The sequence below is a fragment of the Gordonia sp. SL306 genome (assembly GCF_026625785.1).
Classification (GTDB): Bacteria; Actinomycetota; Actinomycetes; order Mycobacteriales; family Mycobacteriaceae; genus Gordonia.
Window position 1 is genome coordinate 2980047 of record NZ_CP113063.1, and the last position, 25514, is coordinate 3005560.

A 25514-nucleotide genomic window follows, 5' to 3' on the forward strand; every position below is an offset into this window, starting at 1 on the left:
CATGGTGATGATGCCTCCGGAACCGTCACGCAACGACCGGTCCCGTGACCCAGATTCGAAGCGCTTCCGCGGCAGGGGTGCCCATGACCCGACGGCCACCGCGCCCATCATGGGTGAGACAGGTGGGCTGCTCGCCGACGGTGTCGGTCCGGTCGAGGACAGCATGCAGACGCCGATCGCCCGGCGGCGCCTGGGGCGCGCCGGACTCATCGCGCGACGGTTCGCGCGTCATCGTTCGGCGCTGGTCGGCCTGGTGATCTTCGCGATCCTGGTCTGCTTCGCGCTCTTCGGCGGACTGTTCAGCGCGTACTCCTACACCGACACCGATTTCCTGGCGATCGGGTTCCCGCCGTCGTCCGGGCATTGGTTCGGCACCAACGACGCGGGCAACGACCTGTACGCGCAGGTCGTGCACGGCCTGCAACGGTCACTCATCATCGCGCTGTCGGTCTCGTTGGGCACCACGGTGATCGCCGCGTTCGTCGGTGCCCTCGCCGCGTATTTCGGTGGTTGGGTGCAGCGGGTCATCCTCGGTGTCATCTACCTGCTTCTCGTGGTGCCGACCTTCCTGATCCTCGCACTGATCTCCAACAAGACCGGCGGTGACTGGCGCTGGCTCATCGTGGTCCTCACCCTGACCGGCTGGATGATGCTGGCGCGCATTATCCATTCCATGGCGCAGTCGATCCGGGAGCGTGATTACGTGTCGGCCGCACGGTATCTGGGGGAGCCGCCCCTCACGATCGTCGCCCGTCACATTCTGCCCAACCTCGCCTCGTTGCTGGTGATCAACTTCGCGCTCGGCGTGGTGGCGACGGTCCTCGCCGAGACCGGTCTGTCGTTCCTCGGCCTCGGCGTGAAGATCCCCGACGTCACCCTCGGCGCCCTGCTCCAGTCCGGCACCGGAGCGCTGTTCGCATCGCCCTGGCTGTTCTATTTCCCCGCCGCGGTGCTGACCTTGCTGACCGTCTCGCTGGCGCTGATCGCCGACGGACTGCGCGACGCCTTGGATCCGACGTCCGGATCGGGGGCCCGCGCATGAGCACCTCGACCGACCCGGCATCCGCACCGGTGCTGTCCGTGCGGGATCTGCGGGTGTCCTTCGGCTCCGAGGCGGGTCGGGTCGATGCGGTCCGCGGCCTCTCGTTCGATGTGTCCGCGTCGTCCACGCTCGCGGTGGTCGGCGAGTCGGGCTCCGGGAAGTCGGTGTCCGCGTTGGCGATCCTGGGGCTTCTCCCGGATTCCGCGGTGGTGAGTGGATCGGTCACCCTGGGCGGACGTGAACTGCTCGGGCTGGGCGACAAGGAGATGTCGACGGTCCGGGGGCGGGAGATCTCGATGATCTTCCAGGATCCGCTCTCGTCGTTGACGCCCGTCTTCACTGTCGGTGCCCAGATCGTCGAGGCCCTCAAGGCGCATCGGGACATCGGTAGCAAGGCGGCGATGGCACGGGCCGTCGAACTGCTCGATCTCGTCGGTATCCCGGACCCCGCTCGACGGGTCAAGGCGTTCCCGCACGAGCTGTCCGGTGGTATGCGCCAGCGCGTGATGATCGCGATGGCCATCGCGAACGACCCCGCGGTGATCGTCGCCGACGAACCGACCACCGCCCTCGATGTCACCATCCAGGCACAGATCATGTCGTTGCTGCGGACCGCGCAGGCCGAGACCGGTGCGGCCATCGTGCTCATCACCCACGATCTCGGGGTGGTGGCAGGCGCCGCCGACGACGTGGTGGTGATGTACGGCGGCCGGGCCGTCGAACGCGCCGCCGCGGAACCGCTGTTCGACGCTCCACGGATGCCGTACACCATCGGGTTGCTCGGTGCGGTGCCGCGAGTGGACCGGATCGCCCAATCGCTCACGCCGATCCCGGGCACCCCGCCGGTGCTCATCGAGCCGCCGTCGGCCTGCCAGTTCGCCCCGCGCTGTCCGATCGCGATCGACGAATGTCTTCGGCACGAACCGGAATTGACACCCGTCGGCGGTGACGACGTGGCCGGGGCGAGTGCACATGCGGCGGCGTGTATCCGGGCAACGGAGATCGGCGATGACGCCACCATCGACGGACATCCCGTCTATGGCGAACCCGTCGTCGGGACCCGCGGGGCGCCCGTGCCGGGCAGCGAGGACCGGCCGGTGATTCTCGAAGTCGCCGGCCTGCGTAAGGAGTTCCCGCTCACCAGCGGGCTCATGAAGCGCCGGGTCGGGACCGTACGGGCCGTGGACGGGGTCTCCTTCGACATCCGCCGCGGCGAGACCATGGCGATCGTCGGCGAGTCGGGTAGCGGGAAATCCACCACACTGCTCGAGGTGATGGATTTCGGGCAGCCGGCGGGCGTCGTCCGACTGTCCGGGACCGACCCGGCCGAACTGTCCCGACGACGCGCCCGGGTTCTGCGTCGCGAGATGGCGATCGTCTTCCAGGACCCGTCGGAAGCACTCGACCCACGCTTCACCGCCTTCGACGTCGTCGGAGAACCATTGCGCGCGTTGGGACTGTCCAAGCCGGACACCGAGGACCGAGTCGGCGGACTGCTGCGACGGGTCGGACTCGATCCGGCGCACGCGGACCGATATCCGTCGGCCTTTTCGGGTGGACAGCGTCAGCGCCTCGCCATCGCGCGGGCACTGGCGACCGATCCCAAACTGATCATCCTCGACGAGCCGCTCTCGGCGCTCGACGTCTCGGTGCAGGCCGACGTCGTCAATCTCATCCGTCGACTGCAGGCCGACGGCGACGTCGCGTATCTCGTGGTGGCACACGATCTCTCGGTGGTCCGGCACATGGCCGACCGCGTCGCGGTGATGTACCTCGGCCGGTTCGTCGAGGTGGGTCCGACCGTCGCGGTGTTCGACGAACCGAGACACCCGTACACGCAGGCGCTGTTGTCGGCCGTCCCGATTCCGGACCCACGTGCCGAGCGGGCCCGCACCCCGATCGTGCTGCACGGCGAGCAGCCGAGCCCCACCGACGAGATCGTCGGCTGTGCGTTCGCGGGCCGGTGCCCGCTGTATCTCACCCTCGGTGAGTCCGAGCAGTCCCGGTGCCGGGAGCAGGAGCCCGCCCTCACCGGCCCCGGCACCGACCACCGTGCGGCCTGCCATTTCACCGACCGGATGCCGATGTCACAGGAGGCGTCGTGAAGCGGATCGTCGTTTCGATTCTCGTGATCTCCCTGGCGATCATGGGGCTCGCCGGTTGTGGCGTGCGACTGGACGACTCGGCGATCTCGACGACCGGTGCCGACCTCAATCCGCAACCGCGGGAGAATGTCCGGGACGGCGGGAGCCTGACCACCGCGATCACGGAGGTGAGCCCGCAATGGAACACCTTCCAGGCCGACGGCTCCGCGTACACCCTGCTGCTCTGGCGGTGGTACAACCCGACCTTGGCCTACTTCGCACCCGACGGCACCTACTCGTTCAACCGCGATTACCTCACCGACGTCCGCAAAGAACTGGTGGATGGCAAGACCGTGGTCACCTACACCATCAACCCGAAGGCCCACTACAACGACGGCGCCCCGATCGACTATCGCTCCTTCGTGAACACCTGGCGCTCGAGCAGTGGTGCCGATCCGAATTACATCGTGAGCTCCACCGACGGTTATGACCAGATCGATTCGGTCACCAGGGGAGTCGACGACCGGCAGGCGGTGGTCCGGTTCAAGGGCGTCTGGGCGTGGCCGGACGGGCTCTTCAACTACCTGCTGAACCCGAAGGTGAGCACCGCGGATCTGTACAACCGCGCATACCTGCAGAATCCGCACCCGGAATGGGGTGCCGGGCCGTACACCATCGATTCCTACGATCAGAACACCGGCGTCGTGGTCTTCAAGCGCAACCCGCGGTGGTGGGGCAAGCCCGGCAAACTGGATCGTCGCGTGTTCCGCCAGCTCGAAGACCAGGCCGCCATCAACGCTTTTCGCAACGGGGAGCTCGATGCGATCGGGGTCGGCAGCAAGGACTCCCGCGCCCAGGTGATCACGATGGGTGGCGTGACGATCCGGACGGCGGCCTCGCCGCAGCAGTCACTGCTGGTGGTGAACCTGGACACGCCGATCCTGGCAGACCGGCGGGTGCGCGAGGCGGTGCTTCGCGGTGTCGATCGGAACACGTTGGCACGCATCCGATTCACCGGGCTCAACTACACCGAGCCGCTGCCCGGGTCCTTACAGATGTACTCGTTCCAGCCAGGCTACGAGGACAACGTCAAGGGCGTCGTCGACTACGACCCCGACCGCGCGCGACGGCTCCTCGACGATGCAGGCTGGCGCGTTGGGGATGACGACGACGGCATCAGGACGAAAGACGGTCGGCGACTGTCGTTGACACTGCCGATCCTCTCCGATTCGCCTGCCATCCAGAATCTGGGCCGTGCATTTCAGGCCATCCTCAAGCAGATCGGGGTGGATGTGGTGATCTCCCAGCGACCGTCGTCGGACTTCTCGAAGGTCGTCGTCAACAAGGAGTTCGATCTGTTCCTGATGGGTTTCTCGTCCAGTGACCCGTTCGGGATGGCCTACCTCTGCCAGACCTGGTGCGAGGGATCGCAGCTGAACAAGGCCGGTGCCGGCTCTCCGGAACTCGATGCCGAGATCGCCCGGGTGGCACAGATCCCGGAGCCGATGGCACAGATCTCCGCAGGCAACAAGGTGGAACGGCAGGCGTTCGGCCAGTACTCCGATCTACCGCTGTTCAACGGCCCGGCGATGATCGCGGTCAAGGAGAAGCTCGCCAATTACGGCGCCGGACAGTTCTACATCGGTCCGGTGGAGGACGTGGGCTGGCAGAAGTAGCCCCGCCCCGCCGCCGACAGCAACCGCCCTCCCGCCGACAGCAACACGAATCGCGTCGACAGCAACACGAATCCCCGCCCACAGCAACACGAATCCTGCTGACAGCAACGCGCCGAGGTGTCGGAGCGATATCCGGGTTCCGTTGCGCTCTGGTGGGCACGTTGCTCTCGACGAGATTCGCGTTGCTGTCGGCGAGATTGCGGTTGCTCTCGACGCGATCCCGGTTGCTGTCGGCGAAAATTGGGTTGCTGTCGGCGGGGCGGGGCGGCGCGGGCCGTGGACAGGGTGGGCGGTCAGCGGCGGCTGACCCGCCAGAGCGGGTTCACCGGACCGTGTCCGGCGCCGAGAGGGTAGGCGGATTCGAGCCCGCGGGTGACCCATCGCTTGGCGAACGATACGGCGTCGGGCACCGAATAGCCGTGGGCGAGGGCACTCGCGATGGCGGCGGCCAAGGTGTCGCCAGCCCCGTGATCGTGGGTCGTGGCGATCCTCGGGTGGACGAACTCATGGAACTCGTCGCCGTCGAACAGCAGGTCGGGACTGTGCTCGGACGATCGCAGGTGTCCGCCCTTCACCAGAGCCCACTGCGCTCCGAGGTCATGCAGGGCCTGGGCCGCCGCGCGCTGGGACGTCGCGTCGACCACGTCGATCCCGGTGATCAGGCGGACCTCGTCGAGGTTCGGCGTGACGACCGTCGCCAGCGGGATCAGCTTCGACCGCAACGTGTCCAGGGCTTCGGTGGCCAGCAGCGGATCGCCGTGCATCGACGCGCACACCGGGTCGACGACGAGCGGGACACCGCCGTCGCGTCCGATGTCCAGGTCGATGCACGCGCCGGCCACCGCCTCAATGATCGGCGCCGACGCGAGCATGCCCGTCTTGGCTGCCCCGACCCCGATGTCGGTGACCACGCTGTGCATCTGCGCGGCGACCGTCTCCGGCTCGATTTCCTGAAATCCCTGGACTCCCAACGAGTTCTGCACGGTCACCGCGGTCACCGCCACACACGCGTGCAGGCCGAGCAACGCAAAGGTGCGCATATCGGCCTGGATGCCGGCACCGCCGCCCGAGTCCGACCCCGCGATCGTCAGGACGCGCGCCGGTGTGACACCCGGTGCGGCGGTGGGCAGTCCGAGATCGTCACTCATCTGGCGGCAGAACCTCCGGTCGTCGCCTCGAGCGGCAGGTAGACATGTTTTCCTGCCTCGACGAATTCCGCCGACTTCGCGGCCATCTCCTCGGCGATCTTGCGGTCGATGTCCTCGGCCGTCACGAGCCCGTTCTCCTCGGCGTAGGTGCGGACGTCCGCGGAGATCCGCATGGAGCAGAACTTCGGTCCGCACATCGAGCAGAAATGAGCCGTCTTGGCCGGCTCTGCGGGCATCGTCTCGTCGTGGTACTCGCGGGCGGTGTCCGGATCGAGCGCGAGGTTGAACTGATCGGTCCAACGGAACTCGAAGCGTGCCTTGGACAACGCGTCGTCACGTTCCTGCGCTCCGGGGTGGCCCTTGGCGAGGTCGGCGGAGTGGGCGGCGATTTTGTAGGTGATCACACCGACTTTCACGTCGTCGCGGTTCGGCAGTCCCAGATGCTCCTTCGGCGTGACGTAACACAGCATCGCGGTTCCGGCCTGCGCGATGAGTGCTGCGCCGATCGCCGAGGTGATGTGGTCGTAGGCGGGCGCGATGTCGGTCGCCAGCGGACCGAGTGTGTAGAACGGCGCCTCCTCGCAGAGCTCTTCCTCGAGCCGCACGTTCTCCGCGATCTTGTGCATCGGGACATGGCCGGGACCCTCGATCATCACCTGCACGCCATGCGATTTCGCGATCTTCGTCAGCTCGCCGAGCGTCCGGAGCTCGGCGAGCTGCGCCTCGTCGTTGGCGTCGGCGATCGATCCCGGCCGCAGACCGTCGCCCAGGGAGAAGGTGATGTCGTAGCGTCGGAAGATCTCGCACAGCTCGTCGTAATGGGTGTAGAGGAACGACTCCTCGTGGTGCGCGAGGCACCAGGCGGCCATGATCGATCCGCCGCGCGAGACGATGCCGGTGACCCGGCGTGCCGTCAGCGGCACATAACGCAGCAGCACTCCCGCGTGCACGGTCATGTAGTCGACGCCCTGTTCGGCCTGCTCGATCACGGTGTCGCGGTAGATCTCCCACGTCAGCTTGGTGGGGTCGCCGCTGACCTTCTCGAGCGCCTGGTAGATCGGCACGGTGCCCACCGGAACCGGCGAGTTCCGCAGGATCCACTCGCGGGTCGTGTGGATGTCCTTGCCGGTGGACAGGTCCATGATCGTGTCGGCTCCCCAGCGCGAGGCCCACACCATCTTCTCGACCTCCTCCGCGATCGAGCTGGTGACCGCGGAGTTGCCGATGTTGGCGTTCACCTTCACCGCGAACGCCTTGCCGATGATCATCGGCTCGGATTCCGGGTGACGATGGTTGGCCGGGATCACAGCTCGGCCGACGGCGACCTCGTGGCGGACGAGCTCCTCGTCGGCGCCCTCGCGAGCGGCGATGAACCGCATCTCGTCGGTGACGATGCCTGCACGTGCCCACGCGAGCTGGGTCGATGCACCGTCGATCGCTGCCGGACGGTGCCAGGAATCCCGGGTGGGTGTCAGTCCGCGCTCGACGTCGATCGTCGCGGTCGCGTCGGTGTACGGGCCGGACGTGTCGTAGACGTCGAGGTGCTCACCGTTGGTGAGTTCGATGCGCCGCTGGGGAATCCGCAGGTGATCGAGTTCGCGGTAGTGCTTACGGCTGCCCTCGATCGGACCGGTGGTCACGACGGATTCGGATACAGGTGTTCCCATGATGGCTCCCTACGCCGGCATTATCCGGACAGGTTCGGGCGGTCGGCGACCGCCTGTCGCCATCTCAGCCCCCGGTGATCGTGGGAGCCCCCGCGTTGTGCAATTGTGCGGCCGATCGGCCTATCCGACACCCTACGTGCCGACCGGCGACGGCGACCAGTGACACTCGCGCCACGGATGCTTACCAACGCGAAAAACCTTCGCCGGTTTCCCGATACCTACGGGATCGTAGGGTAGGGTGTGTGACCGGGATCACAGAACGGTTCCCGAGCTCGCTGGTGGGAAGGGGAGTCCTGTCATCGGGTTCCCTCGTGATGCGCCGGAGGGGCTCATGCAACGGAAACATCGATATCGGCCACCGCAGTCTGCGCAGGCAATCCTGCAGCAGATATCGCAGGTCGTGCACAACCCGGTCCGGGAGCGCTTCGAGCTGTGGGTGGCCGGCGACCTGGTCGGCGTCCTCGGATACAGCACCGACTGCGTGGACGGCAAACGGACGATCACCATCCTGCACACCGTTCTCTACGACGAATACACCGGTCACGGACTCGGCACGCGTCTGATGCGCGGTGCCGTCGACTACGTCCGCGCCCAAGGTGCCCGACTGCGGCCGGTGTGCTCGTTCACCAAGAGCTACCTCGACGCCCATCCCGGTCTGGTGCCGCTCGCGCCCGCGTGATCCTCCGCCTGAGGGGTGGGCGAGATAATTAGCGTAGGCTACCCTGACAGTGATTGCTGTGCTGTTCTCCGAGGAGGGGTCGTCCAGATGGCGGAAATGACGAAGACGAAGTCGCGCGGCTGGCAGGGGACCGTCCTCAAACTGCTGGGCGCTGACGATTACGAGCTCACGGTCACGAGCAACGAGAAGGTGACCGACGAGTACATCCGACTCGGGTTCACCGGGGGTGGCCTGCTCACCGACCGTCCGGTCCACCCGACCATGTGGGTCCGGATCTGGTTCGAGAACAAGCACGGCAAGCTGCATCAGCGCGCCTATACCCTGGTCGACCCGGATCCGGCGACCGATTCGTTCTACCTCGAGTTCGCGATCCACGACGGCGCGGCGACCCGCTGGGCTGAGGCCGCGGAACCCGGGGACACGATCTCGTCGACGTTCATGGGGTCCAAGTTCGCCATTCCGGAGCCCGCACCGGCCGGCTGGCTGATAGCCGGGGACACGGCCGCGTTGCCCGCGATCAACTCGCTGCTCGACGCGATCTCGGCGTCGCCGAATCCGTCCACCGCTGCCACCGTCTGGTTCGAGTACGCGCACGAGTCCGACAAGTCGCTGCCGTTGCGGCTTCGCGACCAGGACACCATCAACTGGATCAAGCGGGACCGCGGTGGAGATGCCCTGGTCGAGGCCGTTCGCGATGCGGCGTTCGACGCGACGGGCCATTTCGGCTGGGTCGCACTCGACATGAAGGCCACCCGAGCGGTATCGGCCTCGTTCAAGAACGACTACAGGCTGGGCAAGTCGAGTGTGAAGGCACAGGCGTACTGGCGAGCGGGCGCGCCGGAGTCCTAGGCGAATGCCCGGTACTCACGGGCGCCCTGACTGACAGTTGGGGCCAAGTCGTCTGGCGGCGGCGGCTGCCAAGGTCGCCTGAGTCGCGACCGTGATCGTCAGTCGCGAGCCGGGGCGACGACGCGATCCCGGGCGATCCTGCGCACGATCTCCCCGGACCGCACGGCCACGTTGGACAGCAGCGACGACGACAGCCCGTGGGTGTGCTCTGTGCCGCCCTGGAGGTAGATGCCGCCCGGCAGCTCACGGTTCATCTCGACACGGTAGTCGCGGTTGACCCGTGGACCCTCGGGATCGGTGACGACGTGGTCGGCGAGCCCGCCGAGGGAGCTCCGCAGGTTCATCTGGTGGAAGCCCGTGGCGCAGACCACCGCGTCGCACGACAACACTTCGGTGAGTCCGGTCGGTCCGTGCGACACGGTCACATCGACGCCCGTGGGCGTCTCGGTGATTCCCGCCAGATCTGATGCACCGTGCATGAAGAGTCGCCGGTGCCCGCTCACGCGCTCGGCATACTCACGTCCGTAGAGTTCCTCGATCAGGGGGAGATCGACCGCGGAGTAGTTGGTCGCGCGGTGATAACCCAACAGCCTGCGGCGGAATTCCGGCGGCGCCGAATGGAAATCGTCGACGGCGCCGGGGTCGAAGATCCGGTTGGCATACGGGCTGTCGTCGGCGGGGGTGTATCCGTACTTCGCGAAGACCGCGTGCACCTCGGCCTCCGGATATGTGGTGTGGAGGTACTCGACGACCTCGGCAGCACTCTGTCCGGCTCCGATCACCGCGAATCGGTTGTGCCGGAGCGGTGGCATGTCCTCCAGGTGGTTCAGCAGGCGGTGGTTGTGGAACACGCGCCGCGACGCCGAGACCCCGTCCGGTAGTCGTGCCGACAACCCGGTGGAGACCACCAGGTTGCGAGCCCGGAGGACGCCGGGATACCTGCCGTCGAGATGGACCGCAAAGTGATCGTCCTCGATCTCGACGTCGATGGCACTCGTTCCGTACAGCACGTCGGCATCGACGGACTGCGCCGCCCACTCGAGATAGTCGTGGAACTCGTGACGAGACGGAAAGAAGGTCTGATGGTTGATGAAGTCGACCAGCCTGCCTTGGTGCGCAAGGTAGTTGAGGAATGTGAAGCGGCTCCGCACGTTTCGCTGAGTGGCGAGATCCTTGAGGAAGGAGATCTGCATGGTGGTGCGCGGCAGCAGCATTCCCGGATGCCAACTGAAGGTGCTCTGCCGCTCGACAAACCGGGCCGTCAGCGGCGTCACCTGACTGTCGTCGAGCTCCGAGACGGCGATGGCCAGGCCGAGGTTCGACGGCCCGAAGCCGATTCCGCCGATGTCGACGATGTCGGTCGGATCGAAGCGATGGCTGTGTGAGGTCGTGCGGGTCATCGGTGAGTCCTTGCGTCGGAGGTGATGGTCTGCTGGAGCGCTCGGTTCGGCCCGGAAGGATCGTGGAGGCCTCGGTGCCGGCTGTGGAAGGTGTTCCACAGCCGCGTCAATTCGCCCCCCGCGCCGATGAGCGTGTCCGGAGGGCCGTGTTCGGTGATGACGCCATCGGAGATGATCGCGACGGAATCCGCGGTGAGCGCCTGGGACAGTCGATGGGCGATCACCAACGTCGTGCGTCCCGCCGTTGCCGCCAGGGCCGCCCGATCCAGATCGGCCGCCTGGTCGCTGTCGGCCTCCGCCGTCGCCTCGTCCAGGATCGCGATGTCGGGGTCGGCGAGCACCAGACGGGCCAGCGCGATCTGTTGTGCCCGGGCGTCGCCGAGACGGGACCCGCCTTCGCCGACGACGGTGTCGATCCCGGATGGCAATGTCCGCACCCATCCGTCGGCGCCGACGGTGGCCAGCGCCTCGAAGGCCTCTGCGCGGGTGGCGTCGGGCGCTGCCAGGCGCAGGTCGTCGATGAGGGGGCCGGCAAACACGTGAACGTCTTGGCTGATGGTGAAGACCTGCGCGGCAGCGGGGGTGCGTATCTCTCCGTGGTCACACACGAGGGTGCCGTCGATCAGGCCGCCGACCGTCGACTTGCCTGCCCCGCTCGCGCCGACCAGCGCGAGTCGATGGCCCCGGGGAATGTCGAGGTCGAGACCACGCAGAACCGCATGATCGGATGTGTAGCCGAACCAGATGTCGCGCAGGGTCACCCCCGACTGGGGGACCGGTGACAGGGGCGGATCGACCGCGGAATCCACATCGGGGGCCGACGACTTCGTCTCGACCACGCCGACCAGTCGGGTGAGCCCGGCGCCCGCCAGCTGCAACTCCGCGGAACTGTAGAGGATCATCCCGATCGGGTTGAACAGACGATGGAAGAGCAGGGCGGCCGCGGTCGTCGCCCCGACGGTGACGTTGTCGGTGGAGACGAGCCAGAAGCCGATCGAGAGAATCGCTGCCAGACCGACGAACTCGGCCCTGTTCACCCGGCCCACCAGGCGGGTGAACAGGGTGAACACCGAGACCGCGAGGTCGCGGGTGCGTGCCGAGGACGCCTCGATGCGGTCGAGCTCACGTGTCTGCAGGTCATACGCGAGGACGGTGTCGCGACTGGTCGCCGATTCGACGATCGCTTGGGCGCGCTCGGCAGCGGCGACGCGTTCGGCGGCGTACACGGGCGCCGAACGGGGGACGTACCACCGCAGGGCCACGATGTAGAACGGGATGGCACTGGCGCCGGCGAGACCCAGGCGCCAATCGAGTCCGGCCATCGCGATCACGCTGACCACGGTGAGCGCCGCCGCGGTCACGACTGTCGGGATCACCGTGGTGACCGCACGATTGATGACGGTGACGTCGTTGTTCACGCGCGAGAGGACGTCGCCGCGGCCGGCCTTCTCGATGGCGGCACGCGGGAGGTGCAGTGCGGCGTCCACGGCCTCGGCGCGCAGATCGGCGATGACGTCGGCACCGAGGCGAGCCACCACATACATGGTCGCTCCGGCGGCCAGCCCACCGACGGCCGCGGCCCCCGCGGCCAGCAGCGCCACCGGGATCAACGATCCCGCGGTCGCGTGGCTGCTCACCCGATCGACCAGAATCCCGAGCGCGAGTACGGGAATCACCGCACAGACGGCCGTCACCGTGCAGAGCATCGTGACGGTCGCGGTCAGCATGGGCCGACTCCGCACGGCCCTGAACAGCCACCGTGAGGTCTCCGCTCGATCGGCGACCCGCAGCGCTGTCATGACGTGGGCTCCGTGGCGCACCCGGGAAGGGCGACCACACGATCCGCCACCCGGAGCCACGCGGGACTGTTGGTGATCACGGTCGTCGAGCGGGTCGCCCCCCGACCGTGCCGATGCCGGTACACGGCCTCGGCGATGACGCGTTCGGTCATGGCGTCGACGGCAGTTGTCGGATCGTGGAGAACGAGGGTGTCCGGATCCCGGATGAGGGCGCGCACCAGCGCAAGTCGCTGTCGCTGGCCTCCGGAGAGTGACAGCCCGCGATCGGAGACCGGGGTGTCGAGAGCCTCGATGCCGCCCCCGCTCAGGATGTCCAGGCTGCCGAGTGCCTGCAGTAGCTCGACGACTGCGGCCCGGGGCGGTGCAGCGTGTGGGTCGACGACCAGATTCGACCAGATCGTCCCGGTGAACAGGTCGACCGAATGTGGTTCGACGAGCAGGTCGGATCGGTGATCGGAACCGATCGTGCTCGCATATGCGCGAGCGGCGGTGGAGTCCGGGGACCGCACGGCCACGAACTCTCCCGGATACGGCACCGTCGTCGAGTCGTGGTCGGTGGGGCCGGCGGTCTCCTCGGCGAACGCAGGGCGGGCGGTCAGCGTCGAGATGCGTTCGGCCGATGCGCGGGCCGTCGCGACGCGGCCGGGCAGCATCGCGGCGATCGCGAGCGGTTCGGTCAGGAACTGGGCCACACCGAGGACGGTGATGAGTGCGCCGACGCTGATCTGGTCGGACAACGCGAACCAGCCCGCCAGTGCGGCGACCCCGACCGCGATCAGACCGGTCACGCCGGTGGCGGCACCGAAGAACGCGCCGTGTCCGATGGCCGCGCGCCGCATCGCGAGTCGGGTCCGGCCGTCGGCCTCCCGATAACGATCGGACGCGATGTCGAGTGCGCCGATGCCCCGCAGCGTGCGCATCCCGGTCACGAGATCGGTCGCGAGCGCGGTGGAACGGCCGATGTGATGCTGTTGCGCACCGATGAGACGCGTTGTGAACGGCGACAGGAGCTGTACCACCGAGAGGGCCAGGGGGACCGCGATCAGGACGGTGACGCCGAGAGTGGTGTCGATGCCGATGAGCACTGCGGCGCAGGCGATCAGCGCCACGACGGCCGAACCCGCCTGGGGCACATAGCGGAGCAGGTTCCCGGTCTCGTCGGCATCGGAGTTGGCGATGCTCAGCATCTCACCGTCGCGCAGCTCCGTACCGGTGGCCGGGGTGTCGCCGACGATGGTCGCCGCACATCGCATGCGGAGTCGGTGTGCCTCGCCCTGCGCCGCCGTCATGGCGATCCGGGCGCCGTACCGATACGCGACGGTCAGGACGAGGAACACCAGGGCAAGGACCGTCAGCCACCGGACCAGCGATGCCACGTCGGCATGGCCGAGCGCGCGATCGACTGCCACACCGATGAGGACGGGGACCGACACCTCGCAGAGCTGATGCAGCGACAGGAGCGCGGTCGAGGCGATCAGGGAGCGTCTGTTGTCCCGCACCGAGCCACGCAACACCCGGGCGCCGTCTGGTGTCCGGCCGCGGTGGTTCACCGGTGCCAGGTCGACGTCGCTCATGGCGTCGCACGTCCGTTCCGGCGCGCCGGCTCGGATCGACCGAGGTATCCCTCGACCGCCGGACCGATGGCGCGCATCGCGGCGTAGGAGCACATCTCCCAGTGCGTGCACCGGACCCGGAGTTCGTCGACATGCCCGGCGATGGGGCCCGTCCAGCTCGACTTCGCGGTCGAGCCTGCGGTGCCGTCGGGATCGGCGGTCACGAACAATGCGTCGCCGTCGTACACGGGCGGCACGTGCCGTCGGAGAAGTCTGTCCGTGTGCGCGGCCGCGTCGATCAGGTAGTACACGATCTCGGGCTGCAGGCCCGGCGGCATGTCCTCCACCTGTGCCAGCAGGTCGTCCACCGATGCCCGCGTCACGGGTGCGTGGTCGTCGCCGAGCGCCGCGATCGGGTGATCCTCGAGGCCGAGTGCACTGACCAGATCCGTCAGTCGCATCGTGTCGTCCCGGTCGGGTATCGCCGACGGCGTCACGCTGTCCAACAAGGTCAGCGATGCGACGACGTTTCCGGCGGCCGCGATCCGGGCTGCGATCGAATGGGCGATCACACCACCCAGTGACCATCCCAGCAGGTGGACGGGACCGTGCGGCACCACGTTTCGGATCTCCCGGAGATAGCGGTCCGCCAGGTCGTCGATCGTGTCGTAGGCGAGCACCGAGTCGTCGTCGACCACACCCGGGATCTGGAGGCCGTACACGGGCCGGTCGGCGTCGAGATGGCGGAGCAACCCGGCGTAACCCCACGACAACCCGATGGCCGGATGGACGCAGAACAGCGGCGCGCCGGCGCCGGACGGGCGGATCGGCAGCAGGACGCCGAGTGCCGCATCGTCCGCGACGGGATCGGGATCGTCGAGTCTGCGGGCAAGTGCGCGCGGTGTCGGGTCGTCGAGAACCGCGGCGATCGGCAGGAGGGAACCGGTCCGATCGCGAAGTCGGGCAACCATCGCGAACGCGGACAGCGACGTGCCGCCCAGGAGGAAGAAATCGTCGTCGGCGCCCACCCGCTCGATGCCCAGCTGCAGTGCGAACTCGTCGACGACGATCTGCTCGGTCGGGGTCGTCGGCGCGGCGTAGGCGGTCATCGACACGAACTCCGGGTCGGGCAGGGATCGCTCGTCGACCTTGCCCGACGGTGTCGCCGGGATCGCGTCGAGGACGACGATCGTCGACGGCACCATGTGCCGTGGGAGGGTTCGGGCGAGCTCGTCGCGGATCTCCCGGGGGTGCGGTGCCGCGCCGTCGGTGTGTGAGGAGTCGTGCCCGACGACGTACCCGACGAGCACCGTATGACCTTGCGGACCGGGCTTGCCGACCGCCACGGCCTGCCGGACCGCCGGATTCCGGAGCAGGGCGGCCTCGATCTCGCCCGGTTCGATCCGGTGCCCGCGGACCTTGACCTGCCGGTCCGCGCGACCGAGATACCGGATCGAGTCGTCCTGGGCGAGCGATACCAGATCGCCGGTCCGATACATCCGATCACCGGGTCTGCCGAACGGGTTCGCGACGAATCGATCGGCGGTCAGCGTCGGCCGGCCGTGATATCCACGCGCGAGAGCAGGGCCGGCGACGTAGAGCTCGCCCACCGCGCCGCGCGGGACCGGGCGCATCGCCGGATCGAGGACGACCATCTCGAAGCCCCGGACAGGGCGACCGATCGGGACCGTGCCGGTCGCCGGGACCGTGTCGGGTTCGAGTGAAGCGACGGTGGCGATGTCGGTCGCCTCGGTGGGACCGTACCCGTTGCGCATCGTCCGGCCGGGCGCCCAGCGGGACACCAGCTCACGTCCGATCGCCTCGCCGCCGACCCCGAGGACGCGAACCCCTGCGAGAGCTTCGGGGTCGATGGTGGCCAGCGCCGTCGGCGTCAGCAGGGCGTGGGTGACGCCCTCGCGGCCGACCAACTCGGGCAGCAACGTCGGGCTTGCCTCGGGGTCGCTGATCACGAGTGTCGCGGACGCGGACAGGGCCGCGAGCTGTTCGCCGACCGACATGTCGAAGCTCGGCGAGGTGTTGTGGAGGAATCGCGAATCCTCGTCGACGAGGTAGGTGTGCCGCCGCTCGCTCACCAGATTGGCGAGGCCTCGGTGAGACACCACGACCCCCTTGGGGATGCCGGTGGAACCGGAGGTGTAGATCAGGTATGCGGGGTGATCGACGTTCTCCGTGAGGTCGATTCGCTCTCCCGTACGCTGCGGAGCGCTCTCCGGTCGTGTCGGCCGGTCGTCGAGGACCAGCCACTCGATCGAATCCGGGAGGTGCGGGCGCGTCCGGCGATCCGTGATACCCACGCGGGCACCAGAGTCCTCGAGGAGCAGGGCGATGCGGTCGGCGGGGTAGGTGGGGTCGACGGGCAGGAATGCGGCACCGGTCTTCGCGACGGCCCATACGCTGCGGACCGAATCGGCCGACCGTCGAAGGGCGATCGCGACATAGTCCTCGGATCTCGCGCCCGCCGTGGACAGCAGAGATGCCACCTCGTCGGACCACCGGTCGGCCTCGGCATAGGTGATCGATCGGCCGGACGAGCGGATGGCGATTCCGTCCGGGCGTCGGTCGACCGCGCTGCGGATGATCTGTCGCAGGGTCATGGCCGGCTCGGCCGGCAGGCCTCGGAGCGGAACCGTCTGCTGCTCTTCGGATTCGGTCAGGGCAGGCAGAGTGCCCACGGCAACCGACGGGTCGGCGCACACGGTGCGCAGGAGCCGATCGAAACGCTCGACCACAGCCGTCAGCGCACGTGCGTCGACAACACCGGTGCGTGCGCTGAAGACGAGTCGGGGGTGCGGTTGCATCTCGACGGTCAGGCTGAGGGGGTAGTGGGTCGCCTCGTCGATCGCCACGTCGACGACCCGCACCCCGTCGACACCGTTGGCGGTGTCGAGTGCTTCGGTGTCGATCGGGTACGACTCGAAGACGACCAGCGTGTCGAATCCGGAACCCGGGCCTGCCGCATGCCCGATCTCGGCGAGTCCCAGATGGTGGTGGTCGATCAGGCGGGCCTGCTCGTCGTGGATACGTTGCCAGACGGTGGCGATGGGTTCGCCTGCCTCGGCGCGCACCCGGACCGGCACCGTGTTGATGAACAGCCCGACGGTCTCATCGACCCGGTCGAGCTCTGCGGGCCGGCCCGAGACGGTCGCACCGAAGGTGACATCCACGCCACCGCGCGTGGCATCGTCGCCGGGTATGAGTCGTCCCAGGAGCATCGCCCAGAGCGATTGCACAACCGTGTTCGCCGTGACACCGGCATCGTTGGCGCACTGAGCGATTCGGGCCCATCGCGCGGAGCCGAGTTCGATGGCCGCGCGCCGCGGAGGCGAGGGATCGACCGGCGTGGCGGCAGCAGGGGCGAGCAACGTGGCGTGCGCCCGACCCTCGAATGCCTGTGACCAGGCGCTCCGCGCCGCATCCCGGTCTCGGTTCGAGAGCCATACGAGGAAGTCGCGGTAACTGGGTGCGTCGGGGAGCGCCGCGTCCGAACCGTGTGTCGCATAGAGGACGAGGAGGTCGCGGAGCAGCAAGGGCATGGACCAACCGTCGACGACGATGTGGTGGACGGTGACCACGAGTGCGAACGACTCGGGGGCGGTGCGGACGAGGCCGAACCGCAGTAACGGGGCATTGCCGAGTGAAAAGGGCCGTGCGCGCTGACGATCTCGGATTCCGGCGAGGCGCCCGGACTGCAGTCCGGGTTCCAGATCGGTGAGATCGTCGACCTGCCAGCCGGGTTCGGCGGCGGCGTCGAGCAGCGCCACCAGGTCGCCGTTGTCGGAGGTGGTGAATGCCGTGCGCAGGGCGGGATGTCGCGCCACCACCGCACGCGCAGCGGCGTGGAGACGGTCGGCGTCGACCGGGCCGTCGAGGGTGATGGTCGCCTGCGAGACGTAGATGTCGGATGCCGCGAAGGCCGAGGTGGATTCCGAGGCGAGCGCCGAGTGGAAGGCGAATCCCTGTTGCAGAGGTGAACTCGGCCAGATGTCCACCAGGTTCGGATACTGAGCGACCCACCGGTCGAGGTCCCGCTGGGTGACGCGGGCGGGGGCGACGTCGGACGGCGTCCATCCGTGCGTGCCCTCGCGAACAGCGTCGGCCAGCGCAGTCAGTATCTGTTCCCACCGCGCGAGGACGCCGGTGACGGTGCTCTCGTCGATGATTCGTGCGACATGGTCGATGGTGGCGGTCAGCTGCATACCGGTGCTCGGCGTGCCCGTCACGATGGCGTTGACGTCGAGGGCGGCCACCGCAGGCATGCCGGCGTCCGGCGTGACGGGGAGCGTGCCCAGCTCTTCGGTTGGCAGCCACCCGAGGCCGGCGAACTCGGCGGGTATGGCGTCGGCCGAGACCCGGCCGAGGTAGTTGAGGCTCACGGATGGCGTGACGTCGGCGAGTGTGGCGATCGCGCCTTCGTCTGTCGGCGCCAGGTGTCGGATGATCCCGTAACTGGCTCCACGTGAGGGTAATCCGCGGATCAGCTCTTTGACGTACTTGACCGCCTCGATCGCCGACGGTCCGTCGGGAGCGGTCCCCTGGCTCGTGCGCAGGCGGTCTCGGTCGATGCACAGCGGAAAGGCCGTGGTGAACCAGCCGACGGTGCGCGAGAGATCGGCACCGGGCAGCAAGGACTCCTCGCGTCCGTGCCCTTCGAGCTGGACGACCAGCGAATCGGGGGTCGTCGCAGACGATGTGGCCAGCGCCAGGGCGAGGGTGGCGACGAGGATGTCCTCGGTGGTCGCGCGGAACGCCGTGGGAATCGCCTCGACCACCGAGCGTGTCAGATCCGGGCCGAGACGCAATTCGCGGCGGACGAGATCGGCGACGTGGTCGCGGGCGGGATCGATCTGCCAGGTCCCCGCCGGCGAAACGGCAGCGAGTGCGGTGGTCCAACGATCGGTGTCGGCCTCGGCGATCGCCACGGAGCGTTCCGTGAGGCCATGCGCCCACCTGCGAAGTGAGGTGCCGACGGGTGCGAGCGCGGCGGGCCGTCCCGCGTCGACCGCCGACCACGCGGTCATCATGTCGGGCACAAGGATTCGCCACGACACCCCGTCGACCGCGAGGTGGTGGATCGCTGCGATGAGCAGGTCGTCGCCGGATTCCCGGTGAAGCCAGACGAATTGGTTCATGATGCCCGCGCGCGGGTCGAGCCGGCCCAGGGCCGCGTCGAGAGCTGCGCGCGCCACCTCGGCGAGGTCCGCGTCGGAGTCGACGTCGACGCGTCGGATCAGGGAGTCGACCGGCACCGCGCTCTCGGGGTCGACGCTCAGCGCGGTGTCCTGGTCGACGAGCCGGGCCCGTAGGGCGTCGTGATGGGCGATGACGGCCGAGAGTGTCTCGGCGATTCTCTCTCGCCCGATGCCGGCAGGCAATCGCAGGACGAGATGCTGTGCGTAGCGGTCGATGCCACCCGGCCGGGCGACCAGCCAGCGCATGATCGGGGTCAGCGGCACGCGGCCCACGCCCCCGCCGGGGAGTTCGTCGAGGCCGGGTTGTGCGGACTGGGTGGCCGCGATGCGTGCGAGTGCTGCGACGGTCTTCCGCTCGAATACGTCGCGAGGAGTGAGGTTCAGTCCGACCGTACGGGCCCGGGAGACGAGCCCGATGGCACCGATGCTGTCGCCGCCGAGCGCGAAGAACGAGTCGTCGGCACCGACGCGATCATGCCCCAGCACTTCGCCGAAGAGCTCGGCCAGCATCTGCTCCTCGGACGTTCGGGGTGCGCGGTAGGGCTTCTCGGCGGTGAAGGTCGGCGCGGGGAGCCTCGAGATGTCGAGCTTGCCGTTGGGAGTGACGGGCAGTTGCTCGAGGACCACGACGCCGTCGGGAACGAGACCGGCGGGCAGACGCTGTTCGCACCACGCGCGCACCGCATCCACATCGACGACCGCGTCGGGTATCCCGACGAGATAGGCGACCAGCCGGTCGCCTGACGCGGTCTCGCGCACGGTGACCACCGCGTTCCGCACGACGGCGAGTTGCACGAGGGTCGCCTCGATCTCGCCGAGCTCGATGCGGCGACCCCGGATCTTGACCTGATTGTCCGATCGCCCGTGGTATTCGAGGTATGGGGTGTCGAGGTCGCCCGGTACCCACGACACGACGTCGCCGGTGCGGTACATCCGGCCGCCCGTCGCGAGGGGGGAGGCCACGAACCGTGACGCGGTGAGCGCGGCCAGGCCGTGGTATCCACGCGCCAGACCCGGGCCGGACAGATAGAGCTCTCCTCGTACGCCGGGGGGTACCGGCCGCAGCCATGAGTCCAGGACCACGACCTCGAAATCGTGGACCGGGCCACCGATGGTCACCCGCGTGTCCGCGGTCAGTGCGGCGACCGTGGCGATGTCGGTTGCCTCGGTGGGCCCGTAGCCGTTTCGCATCGCGCGCCCCGGCGCCCATCGCCGGACGAGATCCGCGTTCACCGCTTCGCCGCCGACGCCCAGCACCCTCAACCCGGTGAGCCGCTCGGGTGTGAGGGTGGACAGCACCGTCGGAGTGAGCAGTGCGTGGGTCACGTCGGCGCGTGTGATGACATCGGCGAGTTCGTCGGGGGTCAGCCCGGGCGCGGCGACTACGAGTGTCGCCGACGCCGACAACGCCGAGACCTGTTCGCCCACAGCCATGTCGAAACTCGGTGACGTGTTGTGCAGGAATCGGGAGTCGACGGTGACGTGATAGTTGTGGCGCCGTTCGGCGGCCAGCGCGGACAGGCCGCGGTGAGTCACGACCACCCCCTTGGGCGTGCCGGTCGATCCCGAGGTGTAGATCATGTAGGCGGCATCGTCCACATGAGCGATCTGTGGTGTCGCACCGGCAGATTCACGCTCGTCGAGATGGTCGCGCACCGCATCGGGGTCGTCGAGGTCGTCGAGGACCAGCCAGTCGACGTCGTCGGGCAGGCGGTCGCGAAGCGCCCGGGTGGTGATACCGATCCTCGAGCCGCTGTCGGTGAGGATGTGACCGATCCGATCGGCCGGATAATCCGGATCGACCGGAACGAATCCGGCGCCCGAACGTGCGACGGCCCAGACAGATCGGACGGAGTCCAGTGATCGCTCGACCGCGACGGCGACGAAGGCGCCGGGTCGCGCACCACGTCGGACCAGGTGATCTGCGACGGCCGACGCCCAACGCCCGGTGTCGCGGTAGGTGACCCTGCCGTGCTCACCTGTGCCTTCGTGGTAGGTGAATGCGATGTTGTCAGGGGCTCGGGTCACGGCCTCGTCGATGATCTCCCCGAGGGTGCGCGCAGGCGGGGCGATCGGGCCTCGTGCCGGCACCAGGGAGGCTCGCTCCGTCTCGGTGAGCGTGTCGACCGAGAGCACCTTACGGTCCGGATCGCCGTCGGCGAAGGCCTCGAGCACCCGGATCATCCGGTCATGGTGGCGGCCGAGCGTGTCGGGATCGTAGAGGTGATGGTTCGCGAGGATGTCGACCCGGGTGCCGTCGGCCGCCGGATAGAGGTTGACCATCATGTCGGCGATGGGGCCAGAGGTCAGAACGTTGAAGTGTCCTGCGACAGAACCTAATTCGAGATCGGTCGGGAAATTCATCACGTTGATGGTCGGGCCGTACAACCCGCCGATCTCGACGCCTGCGGTGGCGCGTGCGGGGTCGGCGGCGGCGAGGTCGGCGTGGAGGTCCTCGCTGCGATAGCGCTGATGCCGGAGTGCGCCGGTGAGTTCGAGGCCGGTGGCCTTCACCAGTTCGCCGACCGTGGTGGCCGCCCCCACCTGCATCCGGATCGGTACGACGTTGGACACCATGCCCGCGCCCTTGCGTAGCACGGCGTTGGTGCGGCCGGTCACGGGAAGGCTGAGCACCACGTCGGAGGTGTTGGTGGCGATGGCGAAGTAGGCGGCGACGGCGGCGATGGTGACGGCGGCGTCGATGCTGCCGTAGCGCTCGGCGGCACTCGCGAGGCGACCCGACAGGTCGGGTGCGAGCAGTCCGCCACCGCGCAGCGGGGTGATGTCGGGAGCCCCGGTCGCGCCGGCAGGGGACAACGGCGCAGGCAGGTCGCGCGCCTTGGCCATCCAGTGGTCGCGATCGGTCCGGAAGCGTTTCGAGTCCCGGTACTCGGAGTCGGCGGTCACGAGATCCTCGAGCCGGGATGCGGTGTAGCTCTCCTCGGACTCGCCGGTCCCGGTGAGTTCGGCGGTGTACAACTCGGCGGCACGATTCATGAACCGGATAGCGCCGTATCCGTCGACGACGATGTGGTGGATGCACGAATACCAGTAGTGATGGCCATCGGCGAGACGGATGACGGCACCGCGGATGAGCCGATCGGAGAGCAGGTCGAAACCTGCGGTGTAGTCGCGGACCATCCACTCGTGGGCGGCCGCGGAGGGGTCGTCGTGACCACTCACGTCGACGATCGGGAAGTCATCGTCGCCGGAACGGTCGATGACCTGGTGCGGGACCCCGTCGACCTCGCCGATCCGGACCAGGCACTCGACCTCGGTCAGGCCGCGACGGCATACGCGATCGAGCAGATCGATGTCGAGGTCGCCGTGGAGTTCCACATAGGTCGCGATGACGATCGGGGTGTCCGGGATCAGTTGCTGAGCGAACCACAGTCCCCGTTGGGCCGCGGTGAGAGGCAGGCGACGCGACGCGACGTCATCGGTTTGACGTGATTCGGGCAGCCGTCCACCGGCACCGACCTGATCATCGATCGTTCCTGGGTTCAACGGAGGTTCCTCGCGGCCATGTCGAGGCTCGTTTTCACAGAGCCAGGGTGATGAGGTTACGCTTACCTCACTTATTTGAAATGAACCATCCGCACGCTGTCAAAACCTGGCGATGTCCCCCACCGGTCGTCACCGCGTCGATTGCCGTGCGCCACAGGGAGGATGAACCGGATGCGGATCGTGACCTTCGGCTACCAGACCTGGGGCCATCGGACGCTCGAGGCGCTCATCGAATCGCCGCACGAGGTGGTGCTGTCGGTGACGCACCCGCCGAGCGAACACGCGTACGAGACCATCTGGTCGGATTCGGTCGAGGATCTTGCTCGTGAACACGGCATACCGGTTCACCTGGCACAACGCCCCGACGATGAGTTGATCGAGCGGGTCAAGCACCTCGAACCCGACATCATCGTCGCCAACAACTGGCGCACGTGGCTGCCCCGGGAACTGTTCGACCTGCCGCCCCACGGAACTCTCAATCTGCACGACTCGCTGTTGCCGAAGTTCACCGGCTTCTCGCCGGTGATCTGGGCGCTGATCAGTGGTGAGACCGAGGTCGGCCTCACCGCGCACCGGATGGACGACGGCCTCGACACCGGCGACGTCGTACTCCAGCGAGCCGTTCCGATCACGTCGACATCCACGGCGACAGAACTCGTCGCGGCGACGATCGACCTGATCCCCGGCGTACTCGGTGATGCGCTCGAGCAGATCGAAGCAGGCACAGCGGTCTGGACCCCGCAGCGCCTCGAGGACCGCACGTTCTTCCACAAGCGATCCGAGACCGATTCGGCGATCAACTGGAACTGGCCTGCCGACCAGATCGATCGACTTGTGCGGGCCCAGTCCGATCCATATCCGAACGCGTACACCCACTTTCGCGGTCAGCGGTTGAGGGTCACCAAAGCGTCTGTGTCCCGGTGTGTCTACGGTGGCACGCCAGGACGGGTGTTCATCCACGAAGGCGACGGCATGGTGATCGTCGCCGGCTCAGACGCACACCTGGGACGTAACAAGGGTCTGGTGATCGAACGGCTGCGCACCGACGACGGAGTCGAGCACGCCGCCAAGGACTTCTTCCCGCACGGTGGCGGATACCTCGGCTGAACGAGGTCGATCCGTCCGGTCCGGGGTCAGGCGCCCGGCGACGGCTCCCGTAGTGCCGCCTTGTCGATCTTCCCGACAGCGGTGAGCGGGAGTGCCGGGACGACCCGGAGGGCATCCGGGAGTTTGAACGCCGCCATGCCCCGTTCGGTCAGGAAGGCGCGGACGGCGGGCAGTTCGAGCGGCTCGCCGCGCGGGTGTTCGTGGGACAGCACGACGACGGCACAGATCTTCTCACCCAGCGCGTCGTCGGGGAGTCCGATCACGGCGGCCTGCCGAATCGACCTGTGCGCCAGCAGATTCTCCTCGACGTCGTCGGCAGCCACGTTCTCGCCCGCGCGGACGACGGTGTCCTTGATACGACCGGTCACGGCGAGATGCCCGGAGGGCAGGCGGCGTACCTTGTCGCCGGACCGGTAGTAGCCGTCCGACGTGAACGACCGCAGGTTGTGCTCGTCGGCGCGGTAGTAGCCCCGGATCGTGTACGGACCGCGGACCAGGAGTTCGCCCTCGGTTCCGTCGGGGACGTCCTGGCCGTCCTCGTCGACCACGCGGATCTCGTCGTACTCCGACATCGGTGTGCCCTGAGTGGTGTGCACGAGTTCCCGAGGATCGTCGAGGCGGGTGTAGCAGATCAGTCCTTCGGCCATGCCGAACACCTGCTGGACGACGTCGCCGAGTGCGGCATCGAGGGCCACCGCGTCCGGTGCCGCAAGTTTTGCGCCACCGACCTGCAGCAGACGCAGCGAGCTGATGTCGGCGGGCTCCCATTCGGTGGCTGCGCACCACACCTGCGCGAGAGCCGGCACCAGCGCGGTGACGGTGACGCGATGGCTCTCGATGAGATCGAAGGTGTTGTCGGGACTCGGATTGTCGGTGAGCACGACGTGCCCGCCGACCGTCACCATGCCGAGTATCCCGGGGCAACAGAGCGGGAAGTTGTGGGCGCCGGGCAGCGCCACGAGGTACGTGTCGTCGGCGTGGAGCCCGGCGATCTCCGCCGAGCGGCGGGCGTTGTAGGCGTAGTCGTTGTGAGTCCGCGCGATGAGCTTGGGCAGGCCGGTGGTGCCGCCCGAGATCAGGAACAGGGCAGGGCCGTCCGGGTCGATGTCGTCCTCGATCGGTAGCGACACGTCGGCGGGATCGGCGTCGGGCAGAGCCGCGAACGGGCCGGGGTCGCCGTCGATGAAGACCGTCTGTATCGACGGCACCGCAGCCTGTACCGCGATGGCGAGCTCACGGTGGTCGAATCCGCGGCGATCGTCCTCGGTGACGTAGGCGACGGCTCCGGAGCCTGCGGCGAGGTGCACGATCTCGGCACTGCGGTGTGCGGGCAGCGTCATCACCGGGACGACGCCCGCGCGCAGCAGGCCGAAGAGGTTGATCGCGAATCCGGCCGAGTTGTGTTGCTGGAGGATCACCCGATCACCGGGGCGCAGTCCTGCGCTCGTGAAACCGGCGGCGCGTCGGGTCGCTGCCGACTCGAACTCTGCGTAGGTCAGGGTGACGGGACCGTCGACAGAAGCATCGGTCAGCGCCGGCGTACCGGGCCGCTGCGAGGCTGCGTCACCGAGTACGTGCCACAGTGGCCGTCCAGGAAACACTCCGGACTCCCGATAGCGGCTCGCTGCGGACGTGGGGTGCGGTGCGAAGCCGACGGTGAGGTCGGACGCGACGGCGTCGGCTGTCGGGTTCTGCACGCTGGGGCCTTTCTGCGGCGGGACGGCATGACGTCTGTCGAGGGATCTCCGATGCTCGGTCGAGCACAGTGAATTAGGTTACCCTTATCCGCAATC

Annotated in this window: 13 protein-coding genes and 1 riboswitch; of the genes, 6 read left to right on the plus strand and 7 right to left on the minus strand. The window is 67.8% G+C overall.

Annotated elements, in window-relative coordinates:
• Position 1 precedes the first annotated feature (1 nt).
• Genes OVA31_RS13630 through OVA31_RS13640 form a run of 3 tightly spaced genes read left to right on the plus strand, consistent with a single transcriptional unit; the run spans position 2 to position 4802 of the window.
• On the plus strand, positions 2-1042 hold the full coding sequence (locus tag OVA31_RS13630; RefSeq protein WP_420714033.1) for an ABC transporter permease: 1041 nt from the start codon (positions 2-4) through the stop codon (positions 1040-1042).
• The gene (locus tag OVA31_RS13635) at positions 1039-3147 is read left to right on the plus strand and encodes an ABC transporter ATP-binding protein (RefSeq protein WP_267627177.1); all 2109 of its coding nucleotides are present in this window, start codon (positions 1039-1041) and stop codon (positions 3145-3147) included. The genes OVA31_RS13630 and OVA31_RS13635 overlap by 4 nt, the downstream gene beginning before the upstream one ends.
• The gene (locus OVA31_RS13640; RefSeq protein ID WP_267627178.1) at positions 3144-4802 is read left to right on the plus strand and encodes an ABC transporter family substrate-binding protein; all 1659 of its coding nucleotides are present in this window, start codon (positions 3144-3146) and stop codon (positions 4800-4802) included. The genes OVA31_RS13635 and OVA31_RS13640 overlap by 4 nt, the downstream gene beginning before the upstream one ends.
• 293 nt (positions 4803-5095) lie before the next feature.
• Here the strand turns inward: OVA31_RS13640 and thiD are convergent, their stop codons facing one another.
• Together thiD and thiC are read right to left on the minus strand one after the other, a co-directional pair.
• On the minus strand, positions 5096-5950 hold the full coding sequence (gene thiD / locus OVA31_RS13645; RefSeq protein ID WP_267627179.1) for a bifunctional hydroxymethylpyrimidine kinase/phosphomethylpyrimidine kinase: 855 nt from the start codon (positions 5948-5950) through the stop codon (positions 5096-5098).
• Complete coding sequence (thiC, locus tag OVA31_RS13650; RefSeq protein WP_267627180.1) at positions 5947-7617, minus strand: phosphomethylpyrimidine synthase ThiC; 1671 nt, start codon at positions 7615-7617, stop codon at positions 5947-5949. The genes thiD and thiC overlap by 4 nt, the downstream gene beginning before the upstream one ends.
• Positions 7607-7721, minus strand: a riboswitch (TPP riboswitch). It overlaps the preceding gene by 11 nt.
• A gap of 227 nt (positions 7722-7948) precedes the next feature.
• On the opposite strand from thiC, the gene OVA31_RS13655 reads away from it, so the two are divergent.
• Positions 7949-8296: a GNAT family N-acetyltransferase gene (locus tag OVA31_RS13655; protein WP_267627181.1), complete on the plus strand. Its 348-nt coding sequence runs from the start codon at positions 7949-7951 to the stop codon at positions 8294-8296.
• 87 nt (positions 8297-8383) lie between these two features.
• Positions 8384-9145 carry a siderophore-interacting protein gene (locus OVA31_RS13660; protein WP_267627182.1) on the plus strand — a complete coding sequence of 254 codons (762 nt, stop codon included), beginning with the start codon at positions 8384-8386 and terminating at the stop codon, positions 9143-9145.
• 98 nt (positions 9146-9243) lie between these two features.
• On the opposite strand, the gene OVA31_RS13665 is transcribed toward OVA31_RS13660, so the two are convergent.
• Genes OVA31_RS13665 through OVA31_RS13680 form a run of 4 tightly spaced genes read right to left on the minus strand, consistent with a single transcriptional unit; the run spans position 9244 to position 22614 of the window.
• Entirely contained in the window at positions 9244-10545 is a 1302-nt protein-coding gene (locus OVA31_RS13665) for a lysine N(6)-hydroxylase/L-ornithine N(5)-oxygenase family protein (protein ID WP_267627183.1), read from the minus strand.
• Positions 10542-12344, minus strand: coding sequence for an ABC transporter ATP-binding protein (locus OVA31_RS13670; RefSeq protein WP_420714034.1), 1803 nt, complete (start codon positions 12342-12344; stop codon positions 10542-10544). The genes OVA31_RS13665 and OVA31_RS13670 overlap by 4 nt, the downstream gene beginning before the upstream one ends.
• A complete protein-coding gene (locus OVA31_RS13675; RefSeq protein ID WP_267627185.1) occupies positions 12341-13918 on the minus strand; it encodes an ABC transporter transmembrane domain-containing protein in 1578 nt (525 codons plus the stop codon). Before OVA31_RS13675 ends, OVA31_RS13670 begins: the two co-directional genes overlap by 4 nt.
• The gene (locus OVA31_RS13680; protein ID WP_267627186.1) at positions 13915-22614 is read right to left on the minus strand and encodes an amino acid adenylation domain-containing protein; all 8700 of its coding nucleotides are present in this window, start codon (positions 22612-22614) and stop codon (positions 13915-13917) included. The genes OVA31_RS13675 and OVA31_RS13680 overlap by 4 nt, the downstream gene beginning before the upstream one ends.
• A 171-nt stretch (positions 22615-22785) precedes the next feature.
• Between OVA31_RS13680 and OVA31_RS13685 the strand changes: the two genes are divergently transcribed.
• Positions 22786-23721: a methionyl-tRNA formyltransferase gene (locus OVA31_RS13685; protein ID WP_267627187.1), complete on the plus strand. Its 936-nt coding sequence runs from the start codon at positions 22786-22788 to the stop codon at positions 23719-23721.
• 26 nt (positions 23722-23747) lie between these two features.
• Here the strand turns inward: OVA31_RS13685 and OVA31_RS13690 are convergent, their stop codons facing one another.
• The gene (locus OVA31_RS13690; RefSeq protein ID WP_267627188.1) at positions 23748-25418 is read right to left on the minus strand and encodes a (2,3-dihydroxybenzoyl)adenylate synthase; all 1671 of its coding nucleotides are present in this window, start codon (positions 25416-25418) and stop codon (positions 23748-23750) included.
• Positions 25419-25514: the final 96 nt, after the last annotated feature.

What these genes read in the sequence shown, in the direction of transcription:
- OVA31_RS13630 (WP_420714033.1), top strand. Translation starts at nt 2, where the DNA reads ATGGTGATGATGCCTCCGGAACCGTCACGCAACGACCGGTCCCGTGAC.
- OVA31_RS13635 (WP_267627177.1), top strand. Translation starts at nt 1,039, where the DNA reads ATGAGCACCTCGACCGACCCGGCATCCGCACCGGTGCTGTCCGTGCGG.
- thiD (WP_267627179.1), bottom strand. Translation starts at nt 5,950, where the DNA reads ATGAGTGACGATCTCGGACTGCCCACCGCCGCACCGGGTGTCACACCG.
- thiC (WP_267627180.1), bottom strand. Translation starts at nt 7,617, where the DNA reads ATGGGAACACCTGTATCCGAATCCGTCGTGACCACCGGTCCGATCGAG.
- OVA31_RS13655 (WP_267627181.1), top strand. Translation starts at nt 7,949, where the DNA reads ATGCAACGGAAACATCGATATCGGCCACCGCAGTCTGCGCAGGCAATC.
- OVA31_RS13660 (WP_267627182.1), top strand. Translation starts at nt 8,384, where the DNA reads ATGGCGGAAATGACGAAGACGAAGTCGCGCGGCTGGCAGGGGACCGTC.
- OVA31_RS13665 (WP_267627183.1), bottom strand. Translation starts at nt 10,545, where the DNA reads ATGACCCGCACGACCTCACACAGCCATCGCTTCGATCCGACCGACATC.
- OVA31_RS13670 (WP_420714034.1), bottom strand. Translation starts at nt 12,344, where the DNA reads ATGACAGCGCTGCGGGTCGCCGATCGAGCGGAGACCTCACGGTGGCTG.
- OVA31_RS13675 (WP_267627185.1), bottom strand. Translation starts at nt 13,918, where the DNA reads ATGAGCGACGTCGACCTGGCACCGGTGAACCACCGCGGCCGGACACCA.
- OVA31_RS13685 (WP_267627187.1), top strand. Translation starts at nt 22,786, where the DNA reads ATGCGGATCGTGACCTTCGGCTACCAGACCTGGGGCCATCGGACGCTC.